This window comes from Pseudogracilibacillus sp. SO30301A, from assembly GCF_037072025.1.
Taxonomy (GTDB): Bacteria; Bacillota; Bacilli; order Bacillales; family Amphibacillaceae; genus Pseudogracilibacillus.
In genome coordinates, this window is sequence record NZ_JAXHDD010000018.1 from 48975 (window position 1) to 73317 (window position 24343).

At 34.8% G+C, this 24343-nt stretch carries 18 protein-coding genes; 3 read left to right on the plus strand and 15 right to left on the minus strand.

The features are described from left to right. Positions 1–13 precede the first annotated feature (13 nt). From SPD89_RS10765 to SPD89_RS10780, 4 genes are all read right to left on the minus strand, one after another. On the minus strand, positions 14–1501 hold the full coding sequence (locus tag SPD89_RS10765) for a sugar ABC transporter ATP-binding protein (protein ID WP_336261950.1): 1488 nt from the start codon (positions 1499–1501) through the stop codon (positions 14–16). A gap of 115 nt (positions 1502–1616) precedes the next feature. Next, on the minus strand, positions 1617–2624 hold the full coding sequence (locus SPD89_RS10770) for a substrate-binding domain-containing protein (protein WP_336261951.1): 1008 nt from the start codon (positions 2622–2624) through the stop codon (positions 1617–1619). Positions 2625–2658: 34 nt separating this feature from the next. Beyond that, complete coding sequence (gene lsrK, locus SPD89_RS10775) at positions 2659–4221, minus strand: autoinducer-2 kinase (RefSeq protein WP_336261952.1); 1563 nt, start codon at positions 4219–4221, stop codon at positions 2659–2661. Positions 4222–4289: 68 nt separating this feature from the next. After that, positions 4290–5267, minus strand: a complete 978-nt coding sequence (locus tag SPD89_RS10780; RefSeq protein ID WP_336261953.1) for a VOC family protein — start codon at positions 5265–5267, stop codon at positions 4290–4292. Between the two features lie 409 nt (positions 5268–5676). On the opposite strand from SPD89_RS10780, the gene SPD89_RS10785 reads away from it, so the two are divergent. Beyond that, positions 5677–8028 carry a putative transposase gene (locus tag SPD89_RS10785; RefSeq protein ID WP_336261954.1) on the plus strand — a complete coding sequence of 784 codons (2352 nt, stop codon included), beginning with the start codon at positions 5677–5679 and terminating at the stop codon, positions 8026–8028. A 786-nt stretch (positions 8029–8814) separates the two neighbouring features. Here the strand turns inward: SPD89_RS10785 and SPD89_RS10790 are convergent. From SPD89_RS10790 to gnd, 4 genes are read right to left on the minus strand one after another with little or no spacing between them, the layout of a single operon-like run. After that, on the minus strand, positions 8815–9873 hold the full coding sequence (locus tag SPD89_RS10790; RefSeq protein WP_336261956.1) for an ABC transporter substrate-binding protein: 1059 nt from the start codon (positions 9871–9873) through the stop codon (positions 8815–8817). Next, positions 9866–10987, minus strand: coding sequence for an ABC transporter ATP-binding protein (locus SPD89_RS10795; protein WP_336261957.1), 1122 nt, complete (start codon positions 10985–10987; stop codon positions 9866–9868). Before SPD89_RS10795 ends, SPD89_RS10790 begins: the two co-directional genes overlap by 8 nt. Before the next feature lie 5 nt (positions 10988–10992). Next, on the minus strand, positions 10993–12708 hold the full coding sequence (locus tag SPD89_RS10800) for an ABC transporter permease (protein WP_336261958.1): 1716 nt from the start codon (positions 12706–12708) through the stop codon (positions 10993–10995). Positions 12709–12753: 45 nt separating this feature from the next. Then, positions 12754–13650, minus strand: a complete 897-nt coding sequence (gnd, locus tag SPD89_RS10805; protein ID WP_336261959.1) for a phosphogluconate dehydrogenase (NAD(+)-dependent, decarboxylating) — start codon at positions 13648–13650, stop codon at positions 12754–12756. Between the two features lie 174 nt (positions 13651–13824). Between gnd and SPD89_RS10810 the strand changes: the two genes are divergently transcribed. Further along, the gene (locus SPD89_RS10810; RefSeq protein ID WP_336261960.1) at positions 13825–14682 is read left to right on the plus strand and encodes a MurR/RpiR family transcriptional regulator; all 858 of its coding nucleotides are present in this window, start codon (positions 13825–13827) and stop codon (positions 14680–14682) included. Between the two features lie 761 nt (positions 14683–15443). Here SPD89_RS10810 and SPD89_RS10815 read toward each other — a convergent pair. The 7 genes from SPD89_RS10815 to SPD89_RS10845 all read right to left on the minus strand — a co-directional run bounded on the left by SPD89_RS10815 (position 15444) and on the right by SPD89_RS10845 (position 22147). Then, a complete protein-coding gene (locus SPD89_RS10815) occupies positions 15444–15782 on the minus strand; it encodes a cupin domain-containing protein (RefSeq protein WP_336261961.1) in 339 nt (112 codons plus the stop codon). 12 nt (positions 15783–15794) lie between these two features. Continuing rightward, on the minus strand, positions 15795–16628 hold the full coding sequence (locus SPD89_RS10820) for an ABC transporter permease (protein ID WP_336261962.1): 834 nt from the start codon (positions 16626–16628) through the stop codon (positions 15795–15797). Further along, positions 16628–17641 carry an ABC transporter permease gene (locus SPD89_RS10825; RefSeq protein ID WP_336261963.1) on the minus strand — a complete coding sequence of 338 codons (1014 nt, stop codon included), beginning with the start codon at positions 17639–17641 and terminating at the stop codon, positions 16628–16630. The genes SPD89_RS10820 and SPD89_RS10825 overlap by 1 nt, the downstream gene beginning before the upstream one ends. A gap of 223 nt (positions 17642–17864) precedes the next feature. Beyond that, complete coding sequence (locus SPD89_RS10830) at positions 17865–19454, minus strand: ABC transporter substrate-binding protein (protein ID WP_336261964.1); 1590 nt, start codon at positions 19452–19454, stop codon at positions 17865–17867. A gap of 32 nt (positions 19455–19486) precedes the next feature. Next, positions 19487–20491 (minus strand): ABC transporter ATP-binding protein, encoded by a 1005-nt coding sequence (locus SPD89_RS10835; protein ID WP_336261965.1) that lies wholly within the window; start codon positions 20489–20491, stop codon positions 19487–19489. Continuing rightward, positions 20478–21476 (minus strand): ABC transporter ATP-binding protein, encoded by a 999-nt coding sequence (locus SPD89_RS10840; protein WP_336261966.1) that lies wholly within the window; start codon positions 21474–21476, stop codon positions 20478–20480. The genes SPD89_RS10835 and SPD89_RS10840 overlap by 14 nt, the downstream gene beginning before the upstream one ends. A gap of 128 nt (positions 21477–21604) precedes the next feature. Then, on the minus strand, positions 21605–22147 hold the full coding sequence (locus tag SPD89_RS10845) for a helix-turn-helix domain-containing protein (RefSeq protein WP_336261967.1): 543 nt from the start codon (positions 22145–22147) through the stop codon (positions 21605–21607). A 407-nt stretch (positions 22148–22554) separates the two neighbouring features. Here SPD89_RS10845 and SPD89_RS10850 point away from each other — a divergent pair, with 407 nt between their 5' ends. Next, complete coding sequence (locus tag SPD89_RS10850; protein WP_336261968.1) at positions 22555–23658, plus strand: M24 family metallopeptidase; 1104 nt, start codon at positions 22555–22557, stop codon at positions 23656–23658. Positions 23659–24343 lie beyond the last annotated feature (685 nt).

The following is a 24343-nucleotide window of genomic DNA, read 5'->3' on the forward strand; positions in this document are numbered from 1 at the left end:
AATACTTTCTCCTTCAAATTTTATTAACTCCCATAATTGAGTTGATAATAGTAGAATTATTTGTTTTATTGGTTGGAAACTCCCCAACCTTTTTGCCATCATATAAAGTTATTATTCTATTAGAACATTTTTTAATTTCTTCTAATTCAGAAGATATAAGGATTATGCCAATACCTTCTTCAGCTAAACTTTTCATCAGCCTATAAATTTCTTCTTTTGCTCCTACATCTATTCCCTTAGTAGGTTCATCAAAGATTAAAATTTGAGGATTAGAAAACATTGAACGACCAATAATAATTTTCTGTTGGTTTCCTCCGCTTAAATACTTTATTTTTGTATTTTGTGAAGCAGTTTTAACATTATAAGTATTTATTATTTCGTTTACGATAACCGTTTCTTTATTCTTCGATATTGCTAAGAAGCTTTTTAACTTTTTCAATAGTGAAATAGATGCGTTCTCTCGGACACTCAGATTAGATAATATGCCCTGCTGTTTACGTTCTTCTGGTATATAGATCAACCCATTATTAACAGAATAGTTGGTATCCCCTAATTTCCAAGGTTGTCCTTTTAATATCACAGTGCCACTCCAGACCGGAATATAGCCAAAAATCGCATGCATTACTTCCGACCTTCCTGCCCCTACTAAACCAGAAAAGCCTAATATTTCACCTTTATGTAAATCAAAAGAAATGTTAGAGAACTTTTCACCAGTTAAGTTATTCACGCTTAAAATTACTTCTTCTGCGACATCTTTTGGTTGAAACTTTATGTTTTCATTAATTTCTTTTCCGGTCATTTTCTTCACAACCCAAGGAATATCAACTTCATTTATATCTGAATAAGCAACTTTTTCACCGTTTCGTAGAACGCTAATCTCATCACCAATTGAAAAAATTTCTTCTAGTTTATGAGATATAAAGACAATTGCTTTATTTTCTGACTTCAATTGATTTATCACTTCAAACAATCGAACGGTGTCATCTGTAGTCAAACTTGTGGTTGGTTCGTCTAATAAAATAATATCCGATAATTGGTTTACGGTACCTTGTGCAATCTGTAGTAATTGTTGCTCAGAAACAGAAATATTGTCAACTAAGTCATCAGGACGTGCTGTAATTTTAAATTTTTCAAGATAAGGTAATGCTTTTTTATAAAGATTTTTTTTGTTAACAATCATACTAGTAAAACCTGAAGAAGAAAAAGGCATAAATAAATTCTCAGCAACTGTCATATGCATAAACAAATCTAATTCTTGGGGGACATAAGACACTTTTTTGATGATTTCCTTATCTTCATTGATATCTTTCCCGTTAATCTTAACAGTTCCTTCATCAATCTTATAGACTCCTGTAAGTATTTTAACCAAAGTACTTTTACCTGCTCCATTTTCTCCAATAATGCAATGAACTTTTCCGGTTGAGAAAGAGATATCTACATCTTTCAGTGCTACTACACCAGGAAATCTTTTTGTGATTTTTTTTGCTTCTAGTATTTTCATGGATCTCACACTCCCAGTTGCATCCTATATATCTCGTAAAATATTTCTATTTCACTTTAATAACACAAGGGGGACTAGCCCCCACAAAATATTTAGCAGTTTTTTAGTTTTAGCATTACTCGTTATCTTCGGCATTATCAAGAAATTCATCAACATTATCCTGAGTAACAACATCAATTCCTGTATCAATAACTTTAGGGATCTTCACTCCAAGAGAAGCTTGCCACAGCATTAGAACTGACATCGCACCCTGCTCTCTCGGTATAGTTGCTGAGGCAGATTCAAGAACTCCAGATTTTACTTCTTCTAAAATTGGTTTTAGACTATCAATTCCTACTGCTATTATTTGGTCTTCCTTCCCTGCTTCTTTAATCGCTGCCGAAATTCCAATAGGGGCAGCTGCATCACTCATTAAGTAACCATCTAAATCGGGATTTGCAGCAATGGTAGAAGCAGCCTGCTGTTGAGCTGTCTGGATATCATCATTGCTAATGCCCCCTTCAATAATTGTGATTTCTGGGTATTCCTCTAACACATCTTTATGGGCTTGGTACCTTTCTGAGTGACTGGATGCTGTTGGAACACCTTGCATTATAGCTACCTTCCCTTTTCCATCCAATAGTTCTACTAATCTCTTTGCAGCAATTTCTCCTTGTTCATACACGTCATTCCCCACAAATGAAATATCTGATTCTTCTGGAGGGGGAGAGGCAAAGAATATAACTTCAATACCTTGATTCCTAATTTCCTCAATAACTTGAGCACTTCCTTCTGCATCGTTAACATCTACAGCGATCCCATCTGGTCTTGTAGCAGCAGCGCTTTCTAAAATAGAGTTTTGCTCTGCCACATCCGCAACTGAAGGGGCTATGTAATCAATAGTAACCTTCACACCTAGCTGTTCTTCTAGGATTTTTGCTTGTTCTTCTGCACCTTTGTTTACTTCATCAAACCATGGGTGTACAACTTTAGGCACAATAACAAACTTCAAATCCTCTTTATTCTTTGACTTGCCTTCTTTTCCCGGTCCAGATGATTCTTCACCTTGTCCGTCACTACAAGCGACTAAAACGCCTAAACAAATAACAAGCAATAGAGTGAATAATTTTGTTTTCTTTTTCATCTTCTCGTCCCCTTAATAAATAATATTTTTAAAATTAAAGTCCGTTTGCCCTCCATAAAGGTCTTGTCAGTTTTTGTTCTACTAACTCTAGCGATCGCGCATAGATTTTTAACCATCTATCAAATAGTTCACAATATAGCTGATAATTTTCCGGATTTGGGAAGTAAACTTTTTCAATAGCTTTTTTTTCTTCAAAAGCGCTATCAACGCTAGTATAAATACCTGCTCCGATACCTGCATATATCGCTGTCCCTAGAGAAGATGATTCTTTAACTTTAGGAACACTTACATTTGCTCCTAAAACGTCGGCTATAATTTGGGACCATAGTTGCCCTTTCGCTCCCCCTCCTGTAAATACAATATTTCTAAGATTCTTTTCCGTTAACTCCTCAATTATTTTTAAATGCCCATTTGAAATGTAAGCGGCACTTTCTTGAATTGCTCGTATACATTCTTTCTTCCCAGAGTGCGAAGGGTTATCAATATCAAATTGCAAGAAACTTGGACTAGCATGAATCCATCTCTTCGCATCCATAATATTGGAAAATATACCTGTGACACCATTAGATCCGGGAGGAACTTTTGCAGCCAATTCTTCCATCAAAACATACGGGTCAACCTTTCGTTCTTCTGCTCTCTCTATTTCTAAATCACAAAAGGCATCTCTAAACCATCTCATAGTTAATCCGCAATAAAACCCAATACCTTCTACCATCCACTTATTCGGAACTGAATGGCATAAAGTTCTAAGTCTCTTTTCCTTATCTATAAGAGGGGTATCGGATACAACTGTTGTTTGCCAAAAACTACCGCCAACTATCGTAAGATCACCGGGATGAATTCGCTTTATCCCCGTTAATCCCATTTGTGTATCTGCTCCTCCAAGTACAACCGGAGTACCAGCCAGTAAACCTGTATCTTCAGCAGCTTGAGAATGAACTGTTCCTATAACTGTTCCGGATTCATATACTTCCGGCAAAATAGTTTTAGCCAATTCTAGCAAGTTTGCAATATTCGATGACCAAACTCTCTCTCTAATATTAAATAATCCTGAGCTTGACCCTACTGAACAATCTGTAGCAAACTCTCCACTTAACTTAAATAAGATCCAATCACTAATCATTGTCATTTTCTTAGTTTTCTTATAGATTTCAGGTTCATTATTTTTCAACCAAAGAAATCTACTAGGGGAAGTAATGGAGATCCAGTCCCCGGATTCTTTATAAATTTCTTCTGCAAAATTATTTTCAATTAAAAATCTTGCTTCTTCTCTTGCCCTTCCATCTACATTTGGGCATGCCCAAATTTCTTCATCTTTTTCATTGTATAAGACCATTCCTTCTCTCATACTCGTTGAACTCACCGCTCTAATAGCTGCAGGGTCAATCTCATTATTTCTTATTACTTTTTGGATGCAATGTCGAATACTCTCCCAGTTTTCTTTTGTATCAAAGACCTGAGAACCTGGATATTTAGAGAGTTCATCATGACTCCATTCTTTTTGTTCTATTGCTTTTTGATTTCCTTCTATATCAAACAATACAGCTCTACAACTTCCTGTTCCAGCATCAATAGCCAAAATGTATTCCGAATTCATCTTCTCACCCAATTTCTAATTTCTCACTAAACACATTAATGCAATCGCTTACAAGTAAAGCGAAATAATCAACTTTTAGGGTAAACCCAATCAGGCTTTAAGGAACGGGCATGACCACTTCCAGATTCAAATATAACTTTCAATCGTGATTCGGTATTTAGATAATAATATTCAATACTTTCATCGATCTTTCCGGACATTGTTTTCTCATAACCTTTTTCTTCAAAAACTTTAAATATCTCTTCGTGGTTATCTCCGGTACCCATGCATGCAAGATGATGGAGTCCTTCTCCGTACTCTTCTAGATATTCTTTATATATACTTGGTCCTTCTTTAGGTTCAATGAGTTCAAAATCAATATTTCCTAAGTCTATTTCTGCTATAACAGATGTATAAAATTCTTCTTTTCCATGTAACTTAGTACCATGATGTCTTGGACTTTTGAGTTCATATACATTCCATGGCTTCCAACCCAACACTTCTGAATATTCTTTCAAAGATTCTTTTATATCTTTTACAACTACACCTATTTGAGTTATTGTTGCTTTGCAGCTTCTTTCCATTTTCTCTGGATACACCCAATCAGGCTTTAAAGATCTTGCATGACCACTCCCAGACTCTACTATAATCTTTAATCTTGATTCAGTATTTAGATAATAATAATTAATAGAATCATCAATACTGCCTGACATAGTCTTTTCAAAACCTAATTCTCGAAATTTATTAAAAGTCTCTTCAAAGTTCAATCCGTCCCCCATACAAGCAATATGATGTAACCCTTCTCCGTACTTATCCAAGTGTTCCTTATAAATACTAGGACCGTCTAACGGTTCTATTAATTCAAAGTCAATATCTCCTACTCGAGTCTCTGCTATACGAGAAGTGTATTCCACTTGTTCACCATATAATTCAGTATTATGGTGCCGAGGCTTTTTAAGTTCATATACGCTCCAAGGACCCCAACCAAAAGTTTCATAATATTCTTCTAATGCTTTGTTTAAGTCTCTGACAACAACACCTATCTGAGTAACTTTTGTTCCAGCCATTATAATTCCCCCTTAATTTAATTAAGTGTAACAAATGTTATGGTCTATAACATTTGTTTACATATTAACACTATTTTCAGTAAATTGTCAACTATTTAAATACAATTTTTATTTTAAAATTAATCAATATTCGTAAAGAAATCTTTGATGAATACGTTTTTGTCTCTAGGATTGAAAAACCATGTATCCGTCACATTTACAAAAAAGAAATTATAATTTAATAATTAAAACAGGACTCGGGACAAACATCAACTTCATCCCAATACCGTGTTTAAAGCCCCCTCAAATCAGGGATTTGAATGGGTAATTCACACATTCTTTCGAGGTATTTTTTATATCACCATTCTTGAAATATAGGTTTTGATTTGGTATAATATAGGTAACTAAAACAGGATGCGGATGTGTCGGAATGATTGAACAACTAACACTACTGGATGTTGATGATATAGAAAAACTTTCCATTAAAAAAGCTAACGGAAAAAATACCATTTACTGGTACGATCATTATGCGCTTGTTTCCTACTTGGAAGATGATGACCTTTCCAGGCGCATGGCTGTTGTATTCCTTATTCAAACCAAACTGGGGACCTATGCGGAAGTTGCTTCCCTGTTGGGGTATTCCAAATCAAATTTGTTTGTGATCATGCGTGCCTATCGCGAGCAAGGCATGCCCGGTCTTTTAAAGAAGAAAACAGGACCCAAAGACGGAAAAGTAACCGGAGAAATTCAACAATACATATTTCGGACGAAGAATCTGACCTTGAATGAAGTGGTAAAACAGGTTCAGGAAAAATACGGCATTACCCTTTCCAATTGGACTGTTTCCGCAGTGAAGCGAGGCAAACTTTATCAGGAACAAATGCATTTGTTTGAAGATGAGATGCTGGAATCCCTGTTTGATTTGGATGATGAAGAAGTTGAATCTACACAAGTCGAGGAAACATCTGATATTGATCAAGATATAAACCCTGACGAAGACGCGTCAACGGTTCAGGTATTGGATACCGCTGAAATGGTGGAGGATGCCAAAATAGAAACAGTCCTTGAAACGGGCGATACAGCCATTTTTCAATCGGAAGGAGCGACAAGGTCATCCCGTTATGCAGGAGGATTCCTATTGCTTCCTTTCCTGCAACAAATTGATCCATTCGGATTATTTCAGGGTGTACGGGAAAAGGAAGGAATTATTTCGGAAAATGATATGGCGAAATCTTACAACTTGAAAGATTTCATGTATACCCTTCTTTTCCTATTGTGGTTTCGTTTTTCATCCGTTGAGGATTTTAAATTCGCCCAACCTAAAGATTTTGGTGTGCTAATCGGCAAGGAACGGGCCCCGTCCGTGAAAACATTGCGGAGGAATTTTCCGGCTGTACTGGACGGGGACATCATTAGCGATTGGATGTTGGAACTTGTTCGGCAATATATCAAATTGGACGTTATTCAATTGGGTACGTTGTATTTTGACGGACATAAGATACCCTATTATGGACACGTTAATCTGCCAAAAGGCTACCTTTCTTCTAAGCGTTTCCCGGCCAAATTGATCGAGCAGGTATTCGCCAACGACCGAAGTGGACGTCCAATTTTTCTTCGCGTACACGATACTTCCCAATCATTCAGGGATACCATCGTATCCATGATTAAGGACGCTAAAACGTTGTGGGAAGAAAATGAAAAAGGCAAACGCAGCCCGCTTATTGTAGCGTTTGACAGAGAATTGTATGACACAGCGTTGTTTAGGGAACTGGATCAAATGAACGTGATGTATATCACCTGGCGAAAGTTTGATCGGCCAGTTTCTGTTGATAAATTGACGGAAATTATTTGGGAGGCGGGTACTGATAGTGCGGAATCTATTCAAGAATCTTCAGTGAAGTATCGCTTTTGGCGTCGTGGCATTACAGTACAAGGTTACAGGACAGAAGCAATTAGTTTTCTATACGAAACAAAAGCGAAGAAAGATCCAAATCGATCCCCTTCAACACTGTTGACAAATGCAGCCAGATTCAACAAGTCGGAGATATTTTCCGATTTCAAAATGCCATCAACTGGAGAAATCATCGATATCCTCTGTCAGCGTTGGCGACAGGAGAATTATTTCCGTTACAGCAAGCTTGGTGAAAGATTAGATTATAATCCGGAATATCGGACAAATGAACGTCAGGAAACCCGAAACCGGGCAAACCCAGAAATCAAAGAAATAAAAAAGTCGATCCAAAAATTGAAAAAGGAAATTGACAAACTCAATGACAAGGTTGCCTCCAGGATAACGAAACGTAAGAAAAAAGATAAGGCATTAGAAGATATCCTGGAACAAAAAAGCATGAAAAAGCTTGTGCAGGAAAAGGAACAAAACGAACAGCAACTTCAGAAGATGAGTAAAAAAGCAAAGGAATTGCCGGAAAGGGTTCCGGTTGAGGACAATGATATGCCTTCATTAGAATCGGAACTGCATCGCAAATTGTTTCTCGATGTGTTGCGCATCGTCATGCATAATGCCGAGCAAATGTTGCTTGACGTATTCAAACGTTGTTATTCTGACCCGAGAGATATACGGAAGGTTTTGCGAGGAATAGCTACTCAAGGTGGAACCGTGACGGAATATCACGATCGAATGGTTGTAGAATTAACCGCCTTACCCATCCCAGAGCATCGCCGAGCAACAGAAAGCCTTTTTTGTGAATTGAACAAGCGTCGATACGTTATGGAGAACAATGGAAAAACAATTTATTTCAAGATTAAAAATAGTCCCTCTTAAGAGAGGGATTATAAAAAAATATTTTGGTTGTCCCGAGTCCTGTAGTAAGGAAGAGATATTTTTTTATTGCCTTAAGTATGCTTTAGAAAGTGATTTAGAGTTTTTTCAACTTGAATTGGAATTGAAGGACGATATGTTAGTAGAGAATACTCTTTATAATTTATTACTCAACTATGAGAAACGACTGACAAGTGAAGTTGTTTCTATATTTTGCCTATGAACTCTTTATTCTCCACCTTACGATTTTAAGTCCCAATTATTTCTTCAAACAAATCAACGAATTGCTGAATTAGGCAACTTACTATTTCCTTTATTTGAGCATGCGAAAAAACAAGGAAATATAGTAAACTTAGAAATTGAAGAAGCTGTTGATGCTTATCTCTGTCTATTTGATGAATTAATTATTGAATTTATGTATGCTGGAAATGAAAGATTCCAATATCGATTAGCAGCCTCTTGGAAATTATTTAAACACGGAGTATTTAAGAAGTAATAATGAAAATACATATCTGGGCGAATTTCATTATTACCCAATCAGCTACATCACTACAATATTTAGTTAATAAAGTTTCAACGAAACTACATTTTGAAGTTGCTTTTTTATTTTATTTTTACTAGTAAAAATAAAATATGCTTGCTAAGCACTACATGATTAATTGTTCAAGTGACATATCTGAAATGACTCTTTACTGAATATATCCTTCCATTAAAAAAAGATGATCTCAAATAAATAATGAGAGATCATCTTTTTTTGATGCATTCAATTTTAATGGATAGTTAATTTTTTTATTGTTCCTTTTTATCTTCTTTAATCGCACTATCCCATTTTTCAACCAATCCTGCTCTGTTTTCACCTGACCAATCTAAATCATAATCTAAAATATTCACATTTTCATATGGTTTAGCTTGTTCAGGTATATTTGCATCAGGATTTGACGGAAATTGATAGGAGCCAAATTGTTGACCGATTTCTTGTGCCTCTTTTGTTAATGCCCAGTCAACGAATTCTTTTGCTGCATCAAGTTCTGGTGCACCTTCAATAATTCCTACTGCTGCGGTAGAAGACCAAGTACCATCCTCAGGTGCAACAACACTTATATTATCAAAACCTTCTTCCATATGACGTAATCCATTATGGATAAATGTAATACCTATTGCAGCTTCACCTAGACCAGCTGATTTAGCTGGTGCAGATCCAGATTTAGTATATTGTTTTACATTATTATCTAGTTCCTCCATATACTGAAGTCCTTCTTCTTCACCTAATTCTTGTACCATTCCAGAAAGTAGTAGAAAAGCAGTACCAGAAGCACCAGGGTTTGCTACGGCAATTTGACCATTATATTCTTCATTTAATAAATCCTTCCATGTGCTTGGCTTGTCAATGCCTCGTTCGTCAAAAAAACGATCATCCAAAATAAAGCCCAATACTTCATTATAAATTCCTGTCCAGTAACCATCTTCATCCTTTAATTGATCATCAATATTTTCGCTATTTGGTGAAATGTATGGATGTAAAAGTTCTTCATCTTTTGCTGCTACAAATGAATCTGCAGGACCTCCATACCATATACTTGCTTTAGGATTATCCTTCTCGGCTCTTACTCTACTTAAAATTTCGCCTCCACTCATTCTAACAAAGTCAACTTTAATACCAGTATCCTTTTCAAACTCTTGAGCGATTTTTAACGCTTGTTCCTCCACTACTCCAATATACATTGTTAATGATTCAGATGAATTTCCTTCTTTCCTTTCACTACTACTTGAATCATCAGTACTTCCACATGCCGTTACTAAAGTGAAAATTGTAAAGACTAATAACATTTTTATACTATTTTTAAACATCATCCTTAACTCCCCATCTTTTATTTATTTTTTTTGGAACTACATGGAGTCCTTCTTCTTGGATCGAAAATCGTACATTTTCATCCTCTCTATATATTGTTTTACCTGCCGGATTTGGCTCCTCAACGAATAGTGTGCTACCTTTTAATAAAATAGAATATTCCTGTGTGTTTCCCATAAATGTTGATAATGTTACTTTTCCATTATAATTTCCATCTGTTTTTAAATTAATTGCTTCAGGTCTTATGACAACTTTTACTTCCTCGTTTACCTTAAAATCTGCAAGTCCTTTATTTTTTATTTTCGTGACACTACCTAAGAAATCAACTGTTATATACTCATCCCCTATCTCTTTTATAATCCCATCAACAAAATTTGCATTACCTATGAAATCTGCTACAAACTCAGACTTAGGATATTGATAAATCTCTTGAGGTGTACCAACTTGTTCAATTTTCCCTTTGTTCATAATGATAATTCTATCTGATAAACTTAAAGCCTCTGCTTGATCATGGGTAACAAAAACACTTGTTAGACCTAATCTTCTTTGAATTTTTTTAATTTCATTTCTCATATAAACTCGAAGCTTAGCATCAAGATTCGATAAAGGTTCATCAAACAACAGTAAATCTGGCTCCATTACGAGCGATCTAGCTAAAGCAACACGTTGTTGTTGCCCGCCGGAAAGTTGACCTGGAAATCGTTTTTCAAGATTTTCCAAACCAACAAGTTTAATAATTTTCACTACTTTATCCTTGATTTCATGTTTTGGTACTTTTTTAATTTTTAACCCGTATGCAATATTATCAAAAATATTATAATGAGGAAATAAAGCATAACTTTGAAAAACCATTGTTGTGTTTCTCTTATTCGCAGGAATGTCATTTAATTTTTTTCCGCCTAAAAGAATGTCTCCTTCTGTTGGGATTTCAAATCCTGCTAACATTCGTAAGGTGGTCGTTTTACCACAACCAGATGGTCCCAACAATGTGACAAATTCACCTGCTTTAATTGAGACAGAAATATCATCAACTGCCAAAAACTCTTTGTCATTACTGACTGAATTGTACATTTTCGAAATATTTTTTAATTCCAATGCTTTATTAGCACCCATCATCATCACCCCTTAGTCAACTTAATGTCTTTTTTACTTACTCCAAATAACCCAACGATTCTGTACATAATAAATATCGCTAAATATACGATTGCAATTAACACGGTTGAGAAAGCAGATGCTGTACCAAATTTCCCAACCTCTACTTGGTCTAATATTACAATCGTCATTAAGTTGTATTTAGCTGATATTAAGAATATGACTGCACTTAATGCTGTCATACTTTTTATAAAGGAGTAAATGAGTCCACCTAAAAATGCTGTTTTTATCATTGGTAAAGTAATCGTTGTAAAGACCTTAAACGAATTCGCACCTAAATCTTGTGCCGCTTCTTCAATACTTGGGTCAATTTGCTGTAAGGTCGTTACTGCTGATTTAATACCTACTGGGACACTCCGAGCTATAAATGCAATAATTAAAATTAAAGCAGTTCCTGTTAAAACAACAGGTGGTGAATTAAATGCCAAAATATATCCGATACCTATAACTGTACCTGGAATAGCAATACCTAACATTGAGGTAAAGTCAACAAAGGTTCTACCTAGGAATCGTTTACGGACAATTAGATATGCAACAATCATTCCAACAATTCCAGTGATTGGAGCCGCAATAGCAGCGAAAATAGTAGTATCGAGGATTGCTTTCTTACCTACCGAAAAGACATAGATATAGTGATCGAAAGTAAGAGAATAATTGATACCCCACAATTTAACAACAGATCCTAATGGTATTAATGCATACAACGCAATAATAATAAGAGAAGCAGTTATACAAAACATAGAAATTGGTAGTCTAATATGCTTTTCTCCAATCATTAAGCGTTCCTTTGCTGACTTTCCAGTGACGGTAACATACGATTTATTTTCAAAGTAATATTTTTGAACTATGAACATAATTAAAGATATATCTAATAAAATGACAGCTAAGGCAGCTGCACCAGCCATATCATAATTACCTATAGCCTGCTGATATATTTGCACCGCAAGTGTATTATAGCCCCCTCCTATTGCAATAGGGTTACCAAAATCAGCAATTGATTTAATAAAAACTAATAAAAAAGCGTTTACAATTGCAGGCTTTGCTAAAGGAAATGTTACTTTTGCAAAGGTATTCCATCTTGAACCACCTAAATTTTGGGAAGCTTCCTCCATCGATGGGTCAATTGTCTCTAAAACCCCACTTAACAAAAGATATGCTAAAGGAAAAAAAGATAAAGATTGCACTAATACTAACCCTGTTAAACCATATATATTAAAGTCATTTAGCCCTAATAAATCATGAGTAATCAAGCCACGACTTCCAAACATGAAAATGATAGAGATCGAAATAGCAAAAGGTGGTGAAATTAATGGTAAAATAGCAATTAAATTAAATAATTTCTTTCCACGCATTTTGATATACGCAGCCGCATAAGCGAAAACAAATCCAATAATGGTTGCTATTACACCAACAATCGTTGCTAAAACTAATGTATTAACAATAGATGCAAAATTAGATGATGACGTAAATGCTGTTATGTATCCTGATATAGAGAAATTACCATCTAAATCAATTAAACTCTGTTTTAGAACATGATAAAGTGGAAGAATAATAAATAAAAATAAGGAAAAAATAACAGCTATTATGGTAATAAGTAATATTGGATCCTTGGAGATCATTTTAAATTCAGATATTAATTTATGACCAAATCCCTTATTTGCATTTGCTTTATTTTTTTTCAAAAGTTCACCCCATTTATTAACTAACTTATAAAATATTGAATACAATTACTTCAAAATAACATCATGACCACCAAATTCTCTACGTAATGCAGCGATTACTTTCCCAGTAAAAGTATCATATTCTAATGAACGATATCGCATCATTAATGCTAAAGTAATGACAGGTGCCGGTACTTGTAGATCCAATGCGGTTTCAACTGTCCATTTCCCTTCCCCTGAGGATCCCATTACACCTTTAAGATTTTCTAAATTGGGATCGGCTGAAAAAATATCTTCCATTAATTCCATTAACCAAGAGCGAACAACAGACCCATTATTCCAAACACGCGCAACTTTCTCCATATCGTAGTTATATTCACTTTTGTTCAATATTTCAAATCCTTCAGCAATGGCTTGCATCATGCCATATTCTATACCGTTATGTACCATTTTTAAAAAATGTCCACTTCCAGCTTCTCCAGTATACATATAACCATTTTCAAGTGAAATATCTTTAAAAATATGTTCAATTTCTTTGAACTTATCTTGATCGCCACCAATCATGGAACATACACCATTTCTTGCCCCACTTGGTCCTCCACTTGTACCACAGTCGAAATAGTATATTTTCTTTTCCTTTAATTTATCGGATCTTCTTACAGTATCTTGATAATTTGAATTTCCCCCATCGATTAACATATCTCCTTCTTCTAATAAAAAGGATAATTCCTTGATAACCTCCTCTGTAACATTTCCAGCCGGAACCATTAACCATATTTTTCTAGGTACAGACAAAGAATTGACAAGATCCTTTAATGAATTAGATAGATTCAAACCCTTTGGATATGATGTATGCTCTACTGACATATTTTTATCATAGCCACTTATAAAGTAGCCTTTATCCAACAAGTTTTTTGATAAATTTAAGCCCATTTTCCCTAAACCTATTACACCTATTTCCATGACAACCTCCAAAATTATATCATTTTACATGAAAAATATTTTTGTATACAAATTATTTAAGGAAATATTTTTCGATAATAATTTAATAATATCAAATTTTTTTCTATAGTCAACACTTTTAAAAAAAAATATTTCTTATATAATGGAATAAATAGCAAATAAGGGAGTTATCGAATGATAGAAGATAATCAGAAACATGCCTTAGCACGAATTCGTTCAAATTATAGTAATTTTAGTATTAAAGAGAAGGAAATTGCTGATTATATTTTAAAAAACCCAAAAAACATCATTAATCATACTATTAATCAAGTGTCAGATGAACTATGCTTAGCTGATTCTACAGTATTTAGGTTTTGCCAAAGAATTGGTTTTAAAGGATATCAAGCCTTAAAAATTTCTCTTGCCGCTGAAATTGTTAACCCAATAAACGATATTCATGAAGGTATTAAAGATGGCGATAGTACTGAAGTTGTTTCTAAAAAGGTTTTTCATTCTAATATAAATACATTAAAAGAAACATTAAAGATTTTAGACGGAAATATGATAAATAAGGCAGTTGAATTAATTCTAGGTGCTAAAAGAGTATATTTCTATGGTAGTGGGGGTTCAGCAGTTGTTGCTATGGATGCATATCATAAATTCATCCGCTCGGGCATCAATGTTAGTGCTGATCTTGAATCACATATGCAATTAATGTCTGCTTCTCAATTAACAAAAGATGATGTAGCTATTTTAATTTCACATTCGGGATCTACACAAGATATGCTAGATATTATTTATCTGTTGAATCAAAATGAAGTAAAGACAATTAGTATCACCAATTTTGCCAAGTCCCCATTAACCAAAGAAGCTACCCTCTCCCTATATACAGTTTCAGAGGAAACCGATTTTAGATCAGAGGCGCTATCATCACGACTGGGTCAATTGAGCTTAATTGATGCATTATATACTAATGTAATGGTTGCCCAAGATAAGGATGGTAAAAAGGCACTTCAAAAAATCCGTCAAGCGATTTCTATGAAAAAGGTGTAATATTTTAGATTGATAATGAAATAACCGTAATCATTTATGTAACTGAAAATCGTTTAGACATTAATATAAAAAGTACTATAGTGGAAAGTTAAGTTGAAGTTTCAGTAAATGCAAATACAAGTATCTTAATACAATTCGGTTGAATTATATACAATACAAAAAAGTGTGATGTCTCGCTACTTAAAGTAGTGGTCATCACACTTTTTTTCAGAAGCAGAACGATACATGAAAATAAATCTATTTACGCTATTTGGGGGATCTAAAAAAGTGAAGTGTGTAAACATTTAAAATTGATGGAATCAACCGATATATATAGTAATACATCTAGGAGTGATTACTATAACTTGTGAATATTTCTGTAAAGGTAATGTCGTAGGATTTAGAGGGTAATGGAGCATGTTGGGATTGTATAGATAAGTGGCACGAAATCTTGGGCTTGCATAAAATAACGAGAAGATATTTGACTAAATTCATAAACCGCAAAGAGTTTATATGGAAAACTAAGAGGAAATAATAAAAGCCTCAATTTTGATCAAGCATTTACAGATTCCATGCAAGTTACTCAGATCATTGATCAAAACTATTCTTTGTGCTTACATGCAGTCAGATGTTCGGGTTAGAAGAGATAAAAAATGGTTCCGATCATCAAACTGATAATCGGAACCATTTAAATGACTTTTTGACTAGTATTTCCTAGCTTTATTATAGCTTATAACATTTAGTAAAATTTATGTGAAATAGTACTTCACCCCTCAATTTCATTATTCTGCTTTTTTCAACATAAAGCAAACTAACTTGCAAGGCTCATTACCATTATTTATACACCAATGTTCCATGCCGGTAGGTATAAATGTCGCATCTCCTGCCTTTTCTACACTATATTTTCCATCACAGTAGGTATCCACTTCTCCACTGATAAAGAAAGAATACTCATCTTCCTCATGACAGCTCATTCCCTCAGCTGGAACACGCTCCCCTGGTAAGAGTGAAATAACACTCATACTTATTTCGTTAAAATTACCTTGCTTATTAAATAACTTTTTCATTTCATACATCGGCATGCCGACAGGGTCAATATCATTAATATTTACTTTTTTCATTTATATTCCCACCTATTCATTTTTTAGTTTTGGATCTAAAAAGTCACGTAAACCATCACCCACAAAGTTAGCAGCTATAGCTACTGAAAATATTGCTAAACCTGGAAAGGTGGACACCCACCAATTGTGCATCGCCTCTGCACCCCCAGATACCATTGAACCCCATTCAGGTGTGGGTGGTTGTGTTCCGAGCCCAAGAAAGCTTAATCCAGCGAACATCAAAATGGCATTCCCAAGGTCAAGTGTTACCATAACCAACAATGATCCTAAACTGTTTGGGATAATCTCTAAAAATAGTACCCTAAGATGTGAGGCACCCATTGCACGGGATGCAGTGACATACTCACTTTCTTTCAAAGAAATAACCATTGAACGCATCAACCTTGCATAGTTAGGCCACCAAATAATAGCCATTGCTATGACAGTATTAAAAACACTTGGTCCGAGTGCAGCAGCAATTACCATTGCTAAAATTAATGGAGGAAATGCCATAATAAGCTCTGAAAAACGCATCATTACTTCGTCTATTATTCCGCCTTTATATCCAGCAATTCCCCCAAATAAGAGTCCAAAGAGAAACGCGCTAACAACCGTAATAATACCTGCTGTTAAAGAAATTCTTGAACCATAAATAACCCTGGAAAAAACGTCACGACCCAGCTCATCCGTTCCAAAAAAATGTGAAGCACTTGGTCCTAGATATCTAATAGATAAATCCTGTGCAATTGTACTATGTGTAGCGATAAAAGGTGCAAAAAAAGCTATAATAATCCACATTGTACAAATGAATAATCCTAGTTTAAAAAGAAATCCTTTTTGTGTAATAAAAGAACTAAACGTCTTCATCATTTGTACCTCACTCTCGGATCAATAATTCCATAAAGGATATCAATAAATAAATTAATAATAACAAAAATAAATGCAATTAATAATGACACACCTGTTATAGCAGGAAAATCGAGTGAAACTGCTGAGTGATAAGCATATTGACCAATTCCTGGCCATGCAAAAATATTTTCAATAAGTACCATACCACCTAGCAAATTACTAAACCCTAATCCTGCAACTGTAAGAACCGGTATTAAAGAATTAGCAAGTGCATGTCTGATAATGACACCTGATTCTTTTAAACCCTTTGATCTGGCTGTTCGAATATAGTCTGTTGACATCACTTCAAGTAAATTCGATCTTGTTTGACGTGCTATTAATCCCATTGTAAACAACCCTAACACTAGTCCAGGGAGTGCTAAGTGCATAACAACATCCGTGAACAATTGAAAATCTCCACTAATGAGTGAATCAAATAATAGTAGCCCTGTTCCACCCTCTGGTGTTGCTGACCTTGAATCAATTCTGCCTGGTCCAGGTGTAAGTCCTAGGAATGAAGAGAAAAAACTTAACGTAATTAAGGCAAACCAAAAACTCGGGATGGAAACTCCACTAATTGAAATCGTACGAACAACATGATCAATTGCCTTGTTTCTATAAATGGCAGAGATAATTCCAAATAATACTCCAAAAATTAAAGCAATTGTCATAGCTACGATCGATAATTCCATTGTTGCTGGAAAAAATTGCATTAAATCTTCCAACACAGGATTCCCTGTTCGAATCGATGTACCTAAATCACCCATTAGTAGATTTTGAAAGTATAAAACAAATTGACTAAATAACGATTTATCCAAGCCCCACTTCTCTTTATAGGCAGCAACAACTTCAGGATTACTCATTGCCGCTTGACTTAAATTAGAAGCAACAGGATCACTTGGCACTAAATGGGAGATCATAAAAACAAGGAATGATACACCAAATAACAAGAATAGTAGAAATAATAAACGTCTACCAATATATCTGAACAATTTTAATTCACTCCTAACTAAAAGCACCTTACAACAAAATCAAAATTTAAAAATATAATTGTGTGAATTTCGTCATTACCAAAATCAGCCACCTCACTACAGCATGTAGTTAAGAAAAATTCTTCGAAACTACATGTTGTAGTGATGTAGCACTAAATCTGCATGATGGAATTCACTAAATTGTGTGAAAAACTACCTACTAATAGCCTTCAGTATATTCTTATTATTTGGAAAGTTTTAACTCATTTAAAGGTAACTTGAACAAATCATTATAAGTAACCCCTTCAAGTTCAGTACTGATAGCGAAAGTTTTAGGATGCTGTATTAAAAAACCATAAGGGCTATTCTCTGCCATTAATTCTTGCATTTCACCCGACATTTCTGCACGTTTCGATTCATCTGTTTCTACTTGTACTTGCTCGGCTAAACTCAGCAAATCATCATGTCCTGTTGAATCCCAGTTTGCACGTGTTCCTACAATATTATCTGGAACAAATGCTAATTGATTATTGACATCAAAGTAGTCTGGCGACCAGTGCATGACTAGAAATGGACTATTACCTCCTCTATAGTCTTCAATGACAACACCTATTTCTCCCGTTTTTATTTCTACATCAATATTAATTTCCGCTAGATCTTCTTTTACCTTTTCCGCAATTGTCGTCCATGATAATCCTTCAGAATCAAAGTTAGCGGTTGTTAAAGGTACGGTAAACCCATCTTCATATCCCGCTTCTTTCATTAGGTCTTTTGCCTTTTCAATATCTTGATAGTTTTCATCTCTAGATTTAGCACCTACAAAACCATCTTGCACAAAAGATAAAGGTAATAGTGCCCCTTCACCTGCTAATTGTTGGAACCCTTCATAATCAAGCGCATAGCGTACTGCTTGTTGAACTAGTGGATCTGACATTTCTTTGCCTATTTCTTCACTATTATTCATTAATAAAAAGGACATTGTCGAAGTTGGTGAGGATACGACCTCAACATTATCACTAGATTCAATACTTTCCACTTGATCTGGTCCTACACTTAGTGCAACATCAATTTCTCCGTTTTCAAGCGCTTGAATTTGCGTGTTTGGATCAGGCATTTCTTTGATTATGATCTGACTTGCATGAACAGTCCCATTATAATGAGGGTTTTCCTCGAGAACCATCTCCGTATTTTCAGTCCACTTTTTCAATACATATGGACCACTTCCAGCTGAAGCACTATCAAGACTAGCAGTTGCCTCGTCCGTCGTACTTGCATCTTCCGCGTCCGTACCACCTTCTTCTTTCACAACTTCACTATCTACAATAGCAAAAGCATTACTAGTAATTTTTGAAAGAAATGATGAATCTTTCTCTTTAAGTGTGATAACAACATGTTTGTCGTCTTTTGCTTCCACTTTTTCAATACCTTCTGTAAGAGCAGAAGCATTATCCTTAATATTCATTGTACGATTAATACTAAATACAACGTCATCCACTGTTACATCATTCCCACTTGAAAACTTACGTCCCTCGTCAAGTGTAAAAGTATAGACAAGACCTGAATCATCTATTGTATGGTCTGTAGCAAGGGCTGGTTTAGGAGTAAATTCTGATCCTTCCACCATGTATAAATTCTCATATGTAGCATAAAAGTAAAGATTCGCATACACTTCATAAGCACGAGCTGGATCCATCGTTTTCCAGTCTGATGCTATTCCAATCACAATTGTATCCCCTTCAGAAGACGAATTTCCTCCAGTCTCGCTCTGTTTACCACATGCAAAAAGAAATAAAGATAACATTAACACAACAGCCAGTAAAGAAATCTTTCTCATTCTACAAAACCCCTTTTTAATATTTTATAAAATCACTTTGTAAATAAGTGGCAAGCTACAGAGTGATCATTATCAGTTTGAATAAAATCTGGTGCTTCTTTTTTACAAATATCCATTACAGATGGACATCTAGTGTGAAACCTACAACCAGCTGGTGGATTAGAAGGACTTGGTACATCTCCTTTAAGAATGATTTTCTCTCTAGTCTTCCCATCCGTTTCCGGAATAGATGAGAGAAGGGATTTTGTATAAGGATGTTGTGTTTCCTCATACAATTTATCGCGAGTGGTTAACTCAACAATTTCCCCTAAATACATCACACCGACCCGATCACTAATATGGTGAACAACACTTAAATCATGTGAAATAAATAAATACGTAAGATTCAATTGTTTCTGCAAATCTTCTAGTAAATTAATTACTTGTGCTTGTATAGATACATCTAAAGCTGAGACTGGTTCATCACATACAATTAGCTCAGGATCTAATGCCAATGCCCTAGCAATACCGACCCGCTGTTTCTGACCACCTGACATTTCATGAGGATACATATCCAAATAACGCGATCCTAAACCTACTAGATCCAATAGTTCCTTTATTTTTGATTCACCATTTTTAATTTTATGAATTTTGAATGGTTCCAATAAAATTTGCTTAATCGTTCTACGTGGATTTAAACAAGCTGATGGGTCTTGGAAAATTAATTGAGCTTGTCTCGCAAATTGTTTTTGTTTCGACCGTGTCATATTCGTAATATCTTCACCTTTAAAAATAATCTTCGATCCATCATCTGCAGGATGGAGTCCAAGAAGTGTCCTAGCTAATGTACTCTTACCACACCCACTTTCACCAACAAGGCTAAATGTTTCCCCTTTTTTTATGGTAAAAGAGACATCATTTACCGCTTTGAGCAAACCTTTTTTCCCATCTGCTCCTTTAATTTGGAACGTTTTTCTTAAGTGAGAAACCTCTAAAATATTTTCCGTTTCATTATGTTTCGATGCTCTCTCATTGCTGGTGGTATCAATTTGTTGCATTTATATCCTCGTCCCTTCCCACTCCGTCATAAAGAAAACATCTTACTTCACGACCATCCCCCTGTTTAAATAATGGAGGTGTTTGATGTACACATCGATCCATGGCGTATTTGCAACGCGATTGAAAATGACAACCCTTTGGCATATTAAGTGCATCAGGAACATTTCCTTCAATCGTTTCAAGTCTTTCAACTTCACTTGAAATTTTAGGTATTGCATTTAACAATCCTTTTGTATATGGATGGAGAGGATCTTCAAAAACGAGCTCCGCTGGACTTTTTTCAACTATTTGACCCGTATACATAACTACCACTTCTTCACACATTTCTTTCACAACACCTAAGTCATGGGATATCATAAGAATACTCATATCACTGCCCTTACTTAGATTTTTCATTAAATCTAAAATTTGAGCTTGAATAGTCACATCTAAAGCAGTAGTTGGCTCGTCCGCTATTAATAGTTTCGTATTACAAACTAATGCGATAGCAATCATGATTCTTTGACGCATTCCACCGGACATTTGATGTGGATACTCATGAAATCTTTGTTCGGGTGAAGGTATCCCAACCATTCTTAACATATCGATTGCAGTTTCTTTTACTTCTTTCTTACTAACACCTTTTTGATGAATTAGAATAGGTTCCATAATCTGCTTACCGCAAGTGTGTAGAGGATTAAGTGATGTCATCGGTTCCTGGAATATCATTGATATTGATTTTCCTCTTATTTTCCGCTTTTCTTCAGCCGAAAGCGTTAATAAATCCACGTCTTCAAAATGAATCTTGCCCGATATTTCTGTGTTTTTCTCTTGTAAAAGACCCATTATTGCAAGAGAGGTAACGCTTTTTCCACTTCCGCTTTCGCCAACAATTCCTAGTGAACTGCCTTTTTTTACATCTAAACTTAATTTATCTACCGCCGTAACAACACCCTTACGTGATTTAAATTTAATGGTTAAATCTTCTATTTTAAGTAAGGTCATAAACTTCTCCCCTTTTTAGATAGACTAGTAAAGTATGGATATATTTTAATGAAACATTTAACACTTTTGTCTATCAGTCTATCTTCTTTAACATATGAATTGATGACGTAATGGTAAAATATAGATCATTAAAAAATAACTGGAGTATTGACTGAAAGTAATGTAGTTTCTTGATCTAATGGATTTTCCCAAATATGGGGAAATGACGATGGGAAGTGAATCGCCTCTCCTTCTTGCAAATAATACTCTGTTTGATCTACAGTGATTAATATCGCACCTGATAGGACATAATAAAACTCTTCCCCCGAATGAGAAGCGTTTTCATTTGCTTTATGCTTCGGTTTTAACGTTACGAGAAATGGTTCCATTTTTCTATCCGTAAAATTATTGCTTAACCTGATATACGTATAATCAGAGTTTTCTATCCTAAATGGTTTTTGATCTTGTTTTTTTACCGCATGGTTCGAATTTTCTGTTTCTTCAAAAAAATGAACCATCTTTACCCCGAATGCATCCGCAATTTTTTTTAATGACGTGATAGCAAGTGACGATGTTCCCCTCTCGATTTGAGATAAAAAACTAACAGATAAATCTGTCTTTTCACTTAATTCCTTTAAAGTCATTCTATGTTCAAACCGCAATTGTTTTATTTTTTGAAATATTTCATCCATATTTTAATTCCTTTCTCAAAAGTTAAAATAATTACTGTATTACTTTAATTATTTTAGAAAAAGCAAATAATTACTGTATTACTTAAACTGTTTATGAATATACCATATTTTTTGAAGTGTTACAAGATTTTTCTAAATATTAACCAAACTTAAAGATTACTAGGAAGACACGAAGCTAATTTCAACGATATTTCTCATCATATACTTTACTAATAACATTCTTTACTGTATGGTTTTTATACACTTGAGTGAATTTCATCATTACCCAAGTCAGCCACTAATTGTAGTGACATAGCACTAAATCTGCATGATGAGTTTCACGAACGTATGCAAAAATAATATTTGTCTTAGTTGATTTATTGTAAAATACCATTATAATTTATTACCAAAAAAAGGAGACGTTAATATTGAAAAAAGAATATGAACAACGATTAGATGAACTGACAACTTATTTAAAAAAGGAAAAAGTGGATATAGCTATGATTACTTATCCTCCAAACGTTTTTTATTATACAGGATTTAATACGGATCCACATGAACGTTTTCTAGCTTTAATGATTGACACACGTTCAGATCAGTACTTCTTTTTTGTTCCAGAACTAGATGCAGAAATTGCTAAAAATGATTCAATTATTGAAACAATTATACCTATTTCAGATGCACAAGATCCTTTTGATATTGTCAATCAGACTATTAACACTAACCTTGCTGTATTTGGAATGGAGAAAAAAGCGGTGTCAGTTTTCCGTTTAGAAGGATTAGAAAACATCATTTCAAATGCAACTTTGTTTGACATCCAACCGCAAATTAATGTGCAACGAATGAAAAAGTCGGAAAAGGAAATTGAATTTGCCCAAGATGCAGTTGACATTATTGAACGCGTCATGAAAGAGGGGATTAAAAAAGTCGAGATTGGTATGACTGAACTCGAATTTATCGCTGAACTTGAGTATTTAATGCGTAAATTTGGTGCAGATAGCCCATCTTTCACTACGCTCGTTTTATCTGGTGAGAAAGCTGCTTTACCACATGGTAGTCCAGGTGAACGAACATTCCAAAAAGGTGATTTTTTGCTCATCGATATGGGTGTTATGAAAAATGGCTATTGCTCAGATATTACGCGGACATTTATTATTGGTGAGGCATCAGAAAAACAAAGGGAAATTTATAATATCGTCTTGGCGTCTAATGAAGCCGGTATCAATGCAATTAAAGCTGGTAAACAGATGAAGGAATTTGATATTGCAGCACGTAATGTTATTCAAGAAGCAGATTATGGTGACTTCTTTCATAACCGTGTTGGACATGGCCTTGGCGTCGAAGTACACGAAGAGCCATCCGTTCATATGACGAATGAATCGATTGCTGAAAGTGGATTACTATTTACGATTGAACCGGGTATTTATATACCAGGATATGGTGGCGTTAGAATCGAAGATGAAGTTTACATTAATAAGGAAGGGCAAACGGAAGTATTAACTTCTTTCCCTAAACAACTACAAATAATTTAAAGGTTTATTTCCTAAAGAGAAGTTCATAGATAGTAGCATACATAAAAAGCAAAACGTTACTTACTCCTAAAAACTACATGTATCATTTTATGATGCAATAAACACCTAATCACTTTTGTTCATACTTGGAGTATCATGTAGTAAACTTTCATTACCTAATTAAAGCCCGTGCTGGACGCACTTACTTTTTGGTGTGCTTGCCATTGTATTCATATTTATCATACCAAATCCTGTTTTGAGTATCTTATTAGCAATCATGGGGATAATTTTTGGATTGGTTGGAATGAAAGTAATAAATCATGAAGGTAAAGGCATGGCACGTATAGGAATAATCTTAAGGGCTTTAATCCTTTTGTTTTTAATTGTTGTGACAATGTAGAGATACGTGAGGTGACAAGGAGTTCATGGGTCGATCAACAAGTGATGTAAAGGAGAAATACTTTGAACAAAAAGAGATCCCAATCAACCTTGTTGCTTATACTTTTAATCTTACTTTGGGGGATAAGTTGGCCAATTTATAAAAATTGAAAGGTTTCCTTTCCTTTTCTGTCAAACTTTTCTTCTTCAAAAAGTAATTCATCATTAAATAGTTAATCCTCCCCCTCTGTTAGGATAGATGTCGTACGATACTTTAGTGTTATTATATTTTCAGGTAAACTTATAACAATCAATCTTTAACAAAATG

Excerpts from the sequence above, each read along its gene's own strand:
- SPD89_RS10765 (WP_336261950.1), bottom strand. The coding sequence starts at position 1,501 with ATGAAAATACTAGAAGCAAAAAAAATCACAAAAAGATTTCCTGGTGTA.
- SPD89_RS10770 (WP_336261951.1), bottom strand. The coding sequence starts at position 2,624 with ATGAAAAAGAAAACAAAATTATTCACTCTATTGCTTGTTATTTGTTTA.
- lsrK (WP_336261952.1), bottom strand. The coding sequence starts at position 4,221 with ATGAATTCGGAATACATTTTGGCTATTGATGCTGGAACAGGAAGTTGT.
- SPD89_RS10780 (WP_336261953.1), bottom strand. The coding sequence starts at position 5,267 with ATGGCTGGAACAAAAGTTACTCAGATAGGTGTTGTTGTCAGAGACTTA.
- SPD89_RS10785 (WP_336261954.1), top strand. The coding sequence starts at position 5,677 with ATGATTGAACAACTAACACTACTGGATGTTGATGATATAGAAAAACTT.
- SPD89_RS10790 (WP_336261956.1), bottom strand. The coding sequence starts at position 9,873 with ATGTTTAAAAATAGTATAAAAATGTTATTAGTCTTTACAATTTTCACT.
- SPD89_RS10795 (WP_336261957.1), bottom strand. The coding sequence starts at position 10,987 with ATGGGTGCTAATAAAGCATTGGAATTAAAAAATATTTCGAAAATGTAC.
- gnd (WP_336261959.1), bottom strand. The coding sequence starts at position 13,650 with ATGGAAATAGGTGTAATAGGTTTAGGGAAAATGGGCTTAAATTTATCA.
- SPD89_RS10810 (WP_336261960.1), top strand. The coding sequence starts at position 13,825 with ATGATAGAAGATAATCAGAAACATGCCTTAGCACGAATTCGTTCAAAT.
- SPD89_RS10815 (WP_336261961.1), bottom strand. The coding sequence starts at position 15,782 with ATGAAAAAAGTAAATATTAATGATATTGACCCTGTCGGCATGCCGATG.
- SPD89_RS10820 (WP_336261962.1), bottom strand. The coding sequence starts at position 16,628 with ATGAAGACGTTTAGTTCTTTTATTACACAAAAAGGATTTCTTTTTAAA.
- SPD89_RS10830 (WP_336261964.1), bottom strand. The coding sequence starts at position 19,454 with ATGAGAAAGATTTCTTTACTGGCTGTTGTGTTAATGTTATCTTTATTT.
- SPD89_RS10835 (WP_336261965.1), bottom strand. The coding sequence starts at position 20,491 with ATGCAACAAATTGATACCACCAGCAATGAGAGAGCATCGAAACATAAT.
- SPD89_RS10840 (WP_336261966.1), bottom strand. The coding sequence starts at position 21,476 with ATGACCTTACTTAAAATAGAAGATTTAACCATTAAATTTAAATCACGT.
- SPD89_RS10845 (WP_336261967.1), bottom strand. The coding sequence starts at position 22,147 with ATGGATGAAATATTTCAAAAAATAAAACAATTGCGGTTTGAACATAGA.